Raw genomic sequence first — 10057 nt, 5'->3', positions numbered from 1 at the left:
AGCATCCGTTGTTCGGCAACGGGGTCGCCGTAGTGCGACGCGACGGTGGGCTGACTATCGGCAGCGACGGCCAGTGCGACTGCGCCCGACAGCGCGAGGAGCGGGCTCGGAGAGGTCGGCTCAGGCATCGCGGCTCAAGGTTCCCGAAGCGTGGGTGCGCAGGTCATGACCGAGGGCGGCGATATCCCAAGCCCAGAGCAAACGGCCGTCGACGAGGCCGTAGAGGCGCGTGGCGGCGGCATACTCTTTGGCGCTGGCCGAGCGCATGACGGCATCGGTCTGAAGGTCGATGCGCGCCTCGCCCACACGGCCGAGGTAGAGCTCGCTCACGCCACTGGGGTGAATGAGCGCGACCTCGACGTCGAAGCCCCCATGGGGCGCGCGCAACTGCTCAACCTGTTCGGCGGTTGCGTAGGGTCGGGGGCCCTCTCCCGGCAACATGCCCGGCCCCGGGTCGCCGGCCTGCGATGGACGATGCAAACGCCAGTAGCCCGCCTCGGCGCTCAGCGGGGTGTTGGCCTCATCGAGCAACCACGTGTGCGACGAGTAGTTGAGGTAGTTGAGGCCGTCGTGGCTAAAGCTCACGCGCTGACCGAACTCGTGCTCGCGCGTGCGATCACCGTCGCGATAGTGCACGACACCGGTGCCGTCCCACACGCCGATGAGCCACGCGAGCGGGGCCAGTTCGGCCGGCAGGCTCGTGTCGAGGTTGAACACGGCGCCGGGCGGAATCAGCGTTGGCCGCGGTACAGGTTGACGAGCACGACGACCGACACGAAACCGATCGAGAGCGTCGCCAGACCGAGAAGGCCGAGGAAGAAGATCTCAAGAGCGAGAAGCATGCTGCCAGTCTACGACGGCTCGCTGAGAGTGAGGTGCCCGTTAGCTGCTTGAGAAGCCCGCTACGAGGGCTGTGACGACAGAGGCGAGAGCCAACACCACAAAGACGCCCGTCACCGTCACGAGCATGCGCATGACGAGTCCGTCTTTCGACTGGAGGCTCACGTGAATGATGAAGGTCATGATCATGGCGCCCCCCGCGATGGCGGGCAAGACCGCCCACCACTGGTTCGCGGGCAGCGCGAAGCCCACAATGACCACTGCCGCGATGACGGCAAGCCAGACGGGCAGCGCGGTGGCGACCGTTCGAGTCATGCCCCCATGCTAGGGCGCTTGTACACTGAGCGAGACACCGTGGAGGACAAGTGGCTCAGCTGTTGATCCTGACCTCGCAGGTGAACACCGACGTTCTTCCGGCGCTGGCCCTGCTCAGTCACCGGGTACGCCGAATTCCGGCGGAACCGGCGGCTCTAGTCGGCGCGCCTCCCGCCGATGTGATCATCGTTGACGGGCGCGGCGATCTCGCGAGCGCGAAGTCGCTCTGCAAAATCTTGACCACGACCGGAGCGGGCTCGCCCATCATCGTGGTGCTCACCGAGGGCGGGTTGACGGCCATCAATGCCGAGTGGGGCATCGACGACGTGCTGCTCGAAACCGCAGGACCCGCTGAAGTGGATGCCCGCATTCGCCTCGCCGTCGGCCGCCAGTCGCGCGATGAGGGCTCGAGCATGATTCGGGCATCCGGAGTCGTCATCGACGAAGCGAGCTACTCGGCGAAAGTGCACGGCCGCACGCTCGACCTGACGTTCAAAGAGTTCGAGTTGCTGCGATTCTTTGCCACGCACCCCAGCCGCGTTTTCACGCGTGAGCAACTGCTGAGCGAAGTCTGGGGCTACGACTACTTCGGCGGAACCCGCACGGTCGACGTGCACGTGCGTCGCTTGCGCGCCAAGCTCGGCGACATGGAGTCGCTCATCGGCACGGTGCGCAACGTGGGGTACCGCTTCACGGTGCACGAAGACGACGCCGAGCACGCAATGAGTCGAGTCGACTCCTGACACTCGTTCACCCGCCGGTCACACGGTGGTGGCAGACTTCAGAAATGCACGACGAGGGTTTGACAGATACGGGCTACCAGGTCGATGGCGGCGTGGGCGGCGACTTCGTCGATGACTACGAGGAGTCAACGAGCGTCGACGACGGCACGTTGCCGATCGATCGTTTTCTCGACCGTGAGCTCAGCTGGCTGCGCTTTAACCAGCGTGTGCTCGAGCTTGCCGAAGACGACGCCGTGCCACTGCTCGAGCGCGTCAACTTTCTCGCCATCTTCGCGAGCAACCTTGATGAGTTCTTCATGGTGCGGGTCGCAGGCCTGAAACGTCGCATTGTGACGGGCTTGGCCGTGCCGACCAACACCGGACGGGCGCCGGCCGATGTGCTCGCCGACATCAACTCCCTTGCGCTCGAGCTGCAGCACCGTCACTCGCGCGCATTTCACGAGCTCGTCAAGCCCGCCCTCGACGACGCGGGCATCCACGTCGAGTCGTGGGCTGATCTGAGCGAGTCCGACCGATCGCGCATCGACGAGATCTTCGCGAGCCAGATTTTTCCCGTGCTGATGCCGCTCGCCGTCGACCCGGCGCATCCGTTCCCCTACATTTCGGGTTTGTCGCTCAATCTCTCGGTGCGCGTGCGCAATCCCAAAACCGACCGCGTCGAGTTTGCGCGCCTCAAGGTGCCGACGGTCTTGCCGCGTTTTGTGCAGTTGCCCGATGACGGCAGCGGTCGCGTTCGGTTCTTGACCCTGGAAGACCTGATTTCCAACCACCTCGATGAGTTGTTTCCGGGCATGGAGATCTTGGAACACCACGAGTTTCGCGTCACGCGCAACGAAGATGTCGAGGTCGACGAAGACGAGTCAGAAAACCTCATTCAGGCGCTCGAGCGTGAGTTGCTGCGTCGCCGGTTCGGCCCGCCCATCCGTCTCGAAATCACCGATGACATGGATGCTGTCACCCTCGGTTTGCTGGTGCGCGAGCTCGGCATCACCGAGCAAGAGGTCTATCGGCTGCCGGCTCCCCTCGATCTCGGCGGGCTCTTCGAAATCTCGAAACTCGATCGACCTCGCCTGAAGTACCCCAAGCACGTGCCCGTCACGCCATTGCAGTTGCAGACGTCTGAGCCCAACACCGCCCCCGATGTGTTCGCCTCCATCGCGCGCGGCGACATCCTCGTGCATCACCCCTACGAGTCGTTTGCCACGAGCGTTCAAGCGTTTCTCGAACAGGCCGCTCGTGACCCCAACGTGCTCGCCATCAAGCAAACCCTCTATCGCACGAGCGGTGACAGCCCCATCATCGAAGCGCTCATCGATGCGGCCGAGAGGGGCAAAGCGGTGCTCGCTCTCGTGGAAATCAAGGCTCGATTCGACGAGCAAAACAACATCGAGTGGGCGCGCAAGCTCGAGAAGGCCGGAGTGCACGTTGTCTATGGCCTGGTGGGCCTCAAGACGCACTGCAAGCTAGCCCTCGTCGTGCGCCAAGAAAAGGGCGGCGCGCTCAAGCACTACGCCCACATCGGCACCGGCAACTACAACCCCAAGACCAGCCGCATTTACGAAGACCTCGGTCTCTTTACCGCTGACGACCAGGTAGGCAAAGATCTGACGCGCCTGTTCAACGAGCTGTCGGGCTATGCCATCGAGAAGAAGTTCAAGCGACTTCTCGTCGCCCCGCGGTACTTGCGCCGGGGCTTGCTCAAGCTCATCGCGACCGAGACAGAGAACGCACGCGCTGGTCTACCAGCCGGAATCCGCATCAAGCTCAACTCGCTGGTCGACGAGGCGATTATTGATGCGCTCTACCGCGCGAGCGCGGCGGGGGTGCCCGTCGACATCGTCGTGCGCGGTGTCTGCGCGATCGTGCCGGGGGTCGCGGGCTTGAGCGAGAACATTCGCGTGCGCAGTGTTCTCGGCCGCTACCTCGAGCACTCGCGCATCTTCGCGTTCCACAACAACGGTGATCCGCAGGTCTACATCGGTAGCGCCGACATGATGCACCGCAACCTTGATCGACGCGTTGAAGCGCTCATCAGGCTCGTTGACCCGCACCATCTCGCCGACATCGATGAGATCTTTGCGGTGACCATGAGCGACCGAACGGCGTCGTGGCACTTGCAACCCGACGGTGACTGGAAGCGTGTCCACCGGGATGAACGCGACCGACCGCTCGCCGACCTGCAGAATGTCACCATGAACGCGATCGCGACCCGGCGGCGCGGAGGCACGGCGCGCGCATGACGGCCGCCCACCCCGTTGCTCCGACCCCCACCGCCGCTGACGTCGTCGAGGCGGCGGGTGCCGTCGTCTGGAAGATGGTTGACGGCAAGGCGCGCATTCTGCTGGTTCATCGAACGCAGCACAAAGACGTGTCGTTGCCCAAGGGCAAGGTTGACCCCGGCGAGACGCTGCCTCACACGGCCGTGCGTGAGATCGCCGAAGAGACGGGATTCGACGTCTCGCTCGGTGCGCCCCTCGGCACGGTCGAATACCTCTTGCCCAATGGGCGCGAAAAAGTCGTGCACTACTGGTCGGCTGAAGTGGATGCGGGCCACGCCGAACGCCACTCCTACGAAGCGAACGGCGAGATTCGCGCGCTCGAGTGGGTGCCCATTTCGAAGGCCGTCAAGCACCTCACGTATGAGCACGATGCGGACGTTGTCGAGCGGTTCACCGCCCAACTCGAAGCCGGGCTCGCGCGAACCTTTGCAATTATCGTGCTCCGGCACGGAAAAGCCATGCCACACGAGCAATGGGACGGCCCGGACCACACGCGGCCGCTCTTGCACCGCGGCCTAGAACAGTCACGCTCGGTGGCCGGCGGCGTCGCCGCGTTTGGTCCCACCACACTCGTGACGAGCACCGCGGCGCGGTGCGTGTCGACGATCGGCCCGACCGCTGAGCTCACAGGGCTCGAGGTCAAGCACACGCGAAGCATTAGTCAAGATGCCTACGCGAGCGATGGTGTTCGTGTTCGGAGGCAGGTCGAAAAGCGGTTGGCGAAGCGCACAACAGCGGTGCTGTGCAGCCACGGCCCCGTTATCCCGCAAATCATTAGCGCGGTTGCCGAGCTCACGGGAACGGCAATCACACACGAGTTGCGGCGCAGCGCAGCGTTGTCGACAGGCGAGTACGCCGTCATGCATGTGTCAGCGGAAGGAACGCCGCGACTCGTGGCTGTGGAAACCCACACGCCAGCCGTCGAATGACGCCACCGTCAATCTCCGACTCGGTAGCCGATGCCTCGGATTGTGTGCACAACGTTGGGAAGGCCTGGCGCGGCATCCGAAAGCCGAACCCGTAGCTTTGCGATCATGACACGCACCCGTGTCAGGTGTTCGGTGGCACCCGATTCAAAGGCATCAATGAGTTCGCGCCACCGCACAACACGTGGTGATGCCCGCATCAGGTACTCCAAGATTGCGAACTCTTTCGGCGACAGGTGAACCTCAACCCCATCGACCAGCACCCGATGCGACAGCGACAGCAAGTGAACGTGACCAACTCGCAGTTCCGTGGGTGATTCGCCGTCTGTGCGACTCGCGTGCTCGAGGGCTCGAACCTCGCTCGCGATTCGCGATGGGTCAAGCGGCATGGGAAGGATTCCACGGGCGCCTCGGTCAAGTGCAGCAACAGCATCGGCGTGGTCGTCGTCGCGCGCGAGTCCGATGAACACGGGCGCACGCGTCAACGAAGCAACGACGTCGGTGAAGTCGACGATCGACATTCCGATGAGGTCAGTCGGTGCGACAACCGCGTTCACCGTCGAGTGACCTAACTCCACTAACGCTGCCGCCGAGTCTGAACGGTGAACGACTGAGAGTCCGGCCGACCGAAACTCGCTGTCCGTTACTCGAAGGGCACGACTCGGCGACTCGACGATAATCACTCTGGCCGGCCACAGCGACGGCGAGCGATCTAACGTCCCCTCGTCGGGGCGCACCACGCGCTCGAGAGACATCACCCGAAGCGGCCGGAGATGTAATCCTCGGTGCGCTTGTCGGCCGGGTCTTCGAAGATTTTGTTGGTCTTGTCGAACTCAACAAGCACACCAGTGCGGTCACCCGTTGACTCATCTGCCAGTGCCGTAAAGAACGCCGTGCGGTCAGCCACACGAGCCGCCTGCTGCATGTTGTGGGTAACGATGACGATCGTGTAATCGTTCTTCAGCTCGTGCATGAGATCTTCAATGCGTGTGGTGGCGATGGGGTCAAGGGCTGAGCACGGCTCGTCCATCAAGATCACGTCAGGGCGCACGGAAATCGTGCGCGCAATGCACAGACGCTGCTGCTGCCCACCCGAGAGGCTGAATGCGCTCTGCTTCAGCTTGTCTTTCACTTCATCCCACAGCGCTGCCTTGGTGAGAGCTTCTTCAACCAAGTCATCCATCGAGCTGGGCTTCATGCCCGTCACTCGCGGGCCGTAGGCGATGTTCTCGTAAATCGACTTGGGGAACGGGTTCGGCTTCTGAAAGACCATGCCGATGCGGCGTCGCACCTCAATGGCGTCAACGTCTTTGCCATAGATCTCTTCGCCCTGGAAGGTGATCTGCCCTTCAACGCGCGCTCCATCAACGAGGTCGTTCATGCGGTTGAGCGATCGGATCAGTGTCGACTTGCCACACCCCGACGGCCCGATGAGTGCCGTGATTTCGTTTTCCCCGAACGCGAGATTGACACCCGTGACCGCGCGGAACTTTCCGTAGAAGACGTCAACGTCGATGCACTCCATGATCGCGTTGGGAACGTCGGCAAGCTGACGCTGCGCGGCCGTCTCGACGTGCATGGAGGGCTTACGGCCTTCAGAGAGGCTGTATTCCGCGGGCTGAGACTGGGTTGACATGACAGGTCCGTTTCGTGGGAGGGAGAGATCGGAAAGTGACTTACCAGCGCTGCTGGTAGCGGTTGCGAATCACGATGGCGAGTGCATTCATTGCGAGAAGAATGCCCAGCAGCAGAATTGAGGTTGCCGAAGCCAAAATGGCGAACCCCTCTTGGGGCCGACCGACCCAGTTAAAGATCTGAATGGGCATTGTGGTGTACCCACTGAGTAGACCGTTGGGGTCGAAGCTCACGAAGACCAAGGCACCCAAGAGCAAGAGTGGAGCGGCTTCGCCGAGCGCCCGAGACAGCGCCAAGATCGAGCCGGTCGCAATGCCCGGGATCGCTGCCGGCAAGGTCTGGCGCGCCACGGTTTGCAGCTCGGTAGCCCCGAGCGCGAGGGAACCCTGGCGAATCTCCATCGGCACAGCGCGCAATGACTCCCGCGTCGCAATGATGATCACGGGCAAGATCAAGAGCGTCAGAGTGAACGCACCAGCAATGACGATGTTGCGGTTCGCGACGCCCATGAGCACCAAGAACGCCAGTGACAACAGGCCGTAAACGATAGACGGAACGGCCGCGAGATTCTGGATGTTCAGCTCGACAAGGCGGTTGAACCAGTGCTTCTTGTCAGCAAGTTCTTCCATGTGGACCGCCGCCGCAACGCCCAACGGAACAGCCATGAGCGCCGTCGTGATGATGACCCATACAGATCCAAGGATGGCGGGGCGCGCGCCTGCTTCTTCAGGGTCAGACGCGGGGTACTCAGTAAAGAGTCGCGAATCGAATCGAGGCCAGCCATCGATCACGGTCGTAACGATGAGCACGACAAGGAAGCCGAAGGCGACAAACAGGCTGAACCACAGGGCGACCAAGAAAAGAATCGACTTGGGGCTTGAGTCGCCACCCCGTGCGCGACCACGAACCGTCGCGCCACGAATGTGACCGCCCATGCTGACTGTGCTGAGCGCCATTAGTAGGCCTCCCGGTAACGACGAACGATGCGAATAGCAACGATGTTGATGAGCAGCGTGATGAAGAACAGCAAGAGACCGACAGCAAACAGGGTGTTGTACTCAATCGATCCAACGCGGGAGTCACCGAGCGCGGCGTTAGCGATGAAGCCCGTCATGGTCTGACCCTGCTCGAGAGGGCCAGTGACGAGACGTGCCTGGCTACCGGCCGCGATCGCGACGATCATTGTTTCGCCGACTGCCCGCGAAACGCCCAACACAATGGCGGCGATGATGCCCGAGATGGCCGCGGGAAAGACGACGCGAATAGTGGTCTGCATCTTGTTGGCGCCCAAGGCAGCCGAGCCTTGCCGCATTCCGAGCGGAACCGCCGACATGGCGTCTTCGCTAATGGAGGCGATGGTGGGAATGATCATGACGCCCATGACAACGCCCGCGGCAAGAACGCTAAAGGCGCCGGTGTCGAGCTGCAGCCACTCGCGGAAAACCGTGGTTTGCACAAACTGAAGAGCGAAGAGACCGTAGACAACGGTGGGAATACCGGCGAGCACTTCGAGAATCGGCTTGAGAACCTTGCGAACCCCCGAGCTCGCGTATTCCGAGAGGAATACTGCAGCACCGAGGCCGAGCGGAACAGCAACCAAGAGTCCAATGACGGTCGTCCAGAGGGTCGCGCTGACGAGCGGCAACACTCCGAACGATGCGTCAGCAAAGCGGGGGGCCCAGCGGGTTCCGAACAAGAACTCCCAGATGGGCACTTCGGCGAAGAACTCGATCGAGGGCTCGAGGAGCGCCACGATGATGCCAAGCGTGATGACGATCGTGATCCATGCGGCCACGCGCAAGAGGATCTTGACGATCGCCTCTCCGTATCGTGGGCGAACAGTCGTCAGTGACACCGCGGGGCGGCCCGACTGAGTAGTCGGGCCGCCCGTGGGGGTGAGTGTGCTCATGGAGTGCACTCTCTCCTTGTGTGTTGGTGTTGCGTGATGTAGATGGTGGTACTTAGACCGCGAGCGAAGCGAGCTCTTCGGCAGCAACCGCGATCTGCTCGTCGGTCAGCGGCACGAAGATGGCAGCCTCGGCGATTGCCGCAGCGTTCTCAACGTAGTAGTCGACGAACGCCTTGACGGCCGCGTTCTCCTGGTACGAGGTGTTCTTGACGTAGACGAACAGCGGGCGGCTGAGCGGCGTGTACGAGCCGTCCTGAACCGTCTCAACCGTCGCCTCGACGCAGCCAGCGCCGCCGTCGATCGCAACGGCGCGAAGCACGTCCGCGTTCTCGGCAACGTAGCTCAGGCCGAGGAAGCCAACGCCACCCGACTCACCGGTGACACCCTGGATCGTGATGTTGTCGTCTTCCGACGGGCTGTAGTCGGTGCGGATGGCACCCTCTTCGCCGTTGATGGCGTCGGTGAAGTAGTCGAAGGTGCCCGAGTCAGTGCCCGCACCGAAGAGAGCCAGCGGCACGTCGGGGAACGACGCGTCGATCTGGTTCCAGCTGGTGACGGTGCCCTCCGATGCGGGGCCCCACATGGTGGCGAGCTGCTCGACCGTGAGGCACTCGGCCCAGTCGTTCTCGAGCGGAACGATGACCGAGAGGCCGTCGTTCGCCATCACGATCTCGGTGAACTCGATGCCGGCCTCGGCGCACAGAGCAGCCTCTTCGTCCTTGATGGGACGCGAAGCGTTCGAGAGGTCGGTCTCGCCGGCGCAGAAGGCGGCGAAGCCACCGCCCGTGCCCGAGGTGGCGACGGTCACGTTGATGCCGGCCTCGACGTCGCGGAACGCGTCAGCGGCCGCCTCGGTCAGGGGAGCAACGGTCGACGAACCGTCGGCGACGACGGCACCCGTAAGGCCGCCCTCAGCGTCGGTGCCGGCTTCGGTGGTCTGGCCGCCACAGGCGGAGAGCACCAGGGCGGTGACAACGGCGGTCGCCGCGATTCCCGCAAACTTGAAAGTGCGCTTGGTCACTGTGTTCCTTTCACAGGCGACCCTGCGGGCCGCTTCGGATGAAATGTGAGTGTCGGCTTTCCGACGTTTCGATCGAAGGCCGACGTGGTGAACGACACATGAACGACGAGCGACTACTGCGTAGCGATCGGTGGTCAATTTGCTTCCGACGTCGAAATCGATAATCGGCTCTTTGGGTTAACGTTGGGTAAACGAAAGGCATCCGATCCATAAATATCCAGCCGTCACAGAACAGGCTCGCGCTTCGAGTACGGTTCGGCACGACGACCGTGGGCTGAGAAAGATCAAGACGTCGATGCCTCTGCTGATCTCATCGAGACAATTGAGGGGAATTGCCCAACTGACCGACGCGAGCCACATCGCGTTCACCGCACGTTCACGAGCACCCC

10 protein-coding genes are annotated in these 10057 nt (G+C 62.5%); 3 read left to right on the top strand and 7 right to left on the bottom strand.

What is annotated here, in order from left to right; all coding sequences use genetic code 11:
• Positions 1–120 precede the first annotated feature (120 nt).
• Both SFU54_RS06720 and SFU54_RS06715 read right to left on the bottom strand, forming a co-directional pair.
• The gene (locus SFU54_RS06720; protein WP_319015518.1) at positions 121–717 is read right to left on the bottom strand and encodes an FABP family protein; all 597 of its coding nucleotides are present in this window, start codon (positions 715–717) and stop codon (positions 121–123) included.
• 165 nt (positions 718–882) lie between these two features.
• Complete coding sequence (locus tag SFU54_RS06715) at positions 883–1155, bottom strand: hypothetical protein (protein ID WP_319015517.1); 273 nt, start codon at positions 1153–1155, stop codon at positions 883–885.
• A gap of 50 nt (positions 1156–1205) precedes the next feature.
• Here SFU54_RS06715 and SFU54_RS06710 point away from each other — a divergent pair, with 50 nt between their 5' ends.
• Genes SFU54_RS06710 through SFU54_RS06700 form a run of 3 tightly spaced genes read left to right on the top strand, consistent with a single transcriptional unit; the run spans position 1206 to position 5106 of the window.
• Positions 1206–1898: a response regulator transcription factor gene (locus SFU54_RS06710; protein WP_319015516.1), complete on the top strand. Its 693-nt coding sequence runs from the start codon at positions 1206–1208 to the stop codon at positions 1896–1898.
• 44 nt (positions 1899–1942) lie between these two features.
• Positions 1943–4138 carry an RNA degradosome polyphosphate kinase gene (locus tag SFU54_RS06705; RefSeq protein WP_319015515.1) on the top strand — a complete coding sequence of 732 codons (2196 nt, stop codon included), beginning with the start codon at positions 1943–1945 and terminating at the stop codon, positions 4136–4138.
• Entirely contained in the window at positions 4135–5106 is a 972-nt protein-coding gene (locus SFU54_RS06700; protein WP_319015514.1) for an NUDIX hydrolase, read from the top strand. Before SFU54_RS06705 ends, SFU54_RS06700 begins: the two co-directional genes overlap by 4 nt.
• 8 nt (positions 5107–5114) lie before the next feature.
• Here SFU54_RS06700 and SFU54_RS06695 read toward each other — a convergent pair whose 3' ends face one another.
• The 5 genes from SFU54_RS06695 to SFU54_RS06675 all read right to left on the bottom strand — a co-directional run bounded on the left by SFU54_RS06695 (position 5115) and on the right by SFU54_RS06675 (position 9668).
• On the bottom strand, positions 5115–5681 hold the full coding sequence (locus SFU54_RS06695) for a winged helix-turn-helix domain-containing protein (protein ID WP_319015513.1): 567 nt from the start codon (positions 5679–5681) through the stop codon (positions 5115–5117).
• 176 nt (positions 5682–5857) lie between these two features.
• Positions 5858–6628 (bottom strand): phosphate ABC transporter ATP-binding protein PstB, encoded by a 771-nt coding sequence (gene pstB, locus SFU54_RS06690; protein ID WP_319015519.1) that lies wholly within the window; start codon positions 6626–6628, stop codon positions 5858–5860.
• Between the two features lie 151 nt (positions 6629–6779).
• Complete coding sequence (gene pstA, locus SFU54_RS06685; protein WP_319015512.1) at positions 6780–7694, bottom strand: phosphate ABC transporter permease PstA; 915 nt, start codon at positions 7692–7694, stop codon at positions 6780–6782.
• The gene (pstC, locus tag SFU54_RS06680; protein WP_319015511.1) at positions 7694–8647 is read right to left on the bottom strand and encodes a phosphate ABC transporter permease subunit PstC; all 954 of its coding nucleotides are present in this window, start codon (positions 8645–8647) and stop codon (positions 7694–7696) included. The genes pstA and pstC overlap by 1 nt, the downstream gene beginning before the upstream one ends.
• Positions 8648–8699: 52 nt before the next feature.
• Complete coding sequence (locus SFU54_RS06675; protein ID WP_319015510.1) at positions 8700–9668, bottom strand: PstS family phosphate ABC transporter substrate-binding protein; 969 nt, start codon at positions 9666–9668, stop codon at positions 8700–8702.
• Between the last annotated feature and the right edge of the window lie 389 nt (positions 9669–10057).

This window comes from Microcella sp. (assembly GCF_033763155.1).
In the GTDB taxonomy this organism is placed as follows: Bacteria; Actinomycetota; Actinomycetes; order Actinomycetales; family Microbacteriaceae; genus Microcella.
This window is presented reverse-complemented; position numbering and strand designations above follow the sequence as displayed.

What these genes read in the sequence shown, in the direction of transcription:
- SFU54_RS06715 (WP_319015517.1), bottom strand. Translation starts at nt 1,155, where the DNA reads ATGACTCGAACGGTCGCCACCGCGCTGCCCGTCTGGCTTGCCGTCATC.
- SFU54_RS06705 (WP_319015515.1), top strand. Translation starts at nt 1,943, where the DNA reads ATGCACGACGAGGGTTTGACAGATACGGGCTACCAGGTCGATGGCGGC.
- SFU54_RS06700 (WP_319015514.1), top strand. Translation starts at nt 4,135, where the DNA reads ATGACGGCCGCCCACCCCGTTGCTCCGACCCCCACCGCCGCTGACGTC.
- pstB (WP_319015519.1), bottom strand. Translation starts at nt 6,628, where the DNA reads ATGGAGTGCATCGACGTTGACGTCTTCTACGGAAAGTTCCGCGCGGTC.
- pstA (WP_319015512.1), bottom strand. Translation starts at nt 7,694, where the DNA reads ATGGCGCTCAGCACAGTCAGCATGGGCGGTCACATTCGTGGCGCGACG.
- pstC (WP_319015511.1), bottom strand. Translation starts at nt 8,647, where the DNA reads ATGAGCACACTCACCCCCACGGGCGGCCCGACTACTCAGTCGGGCCGC.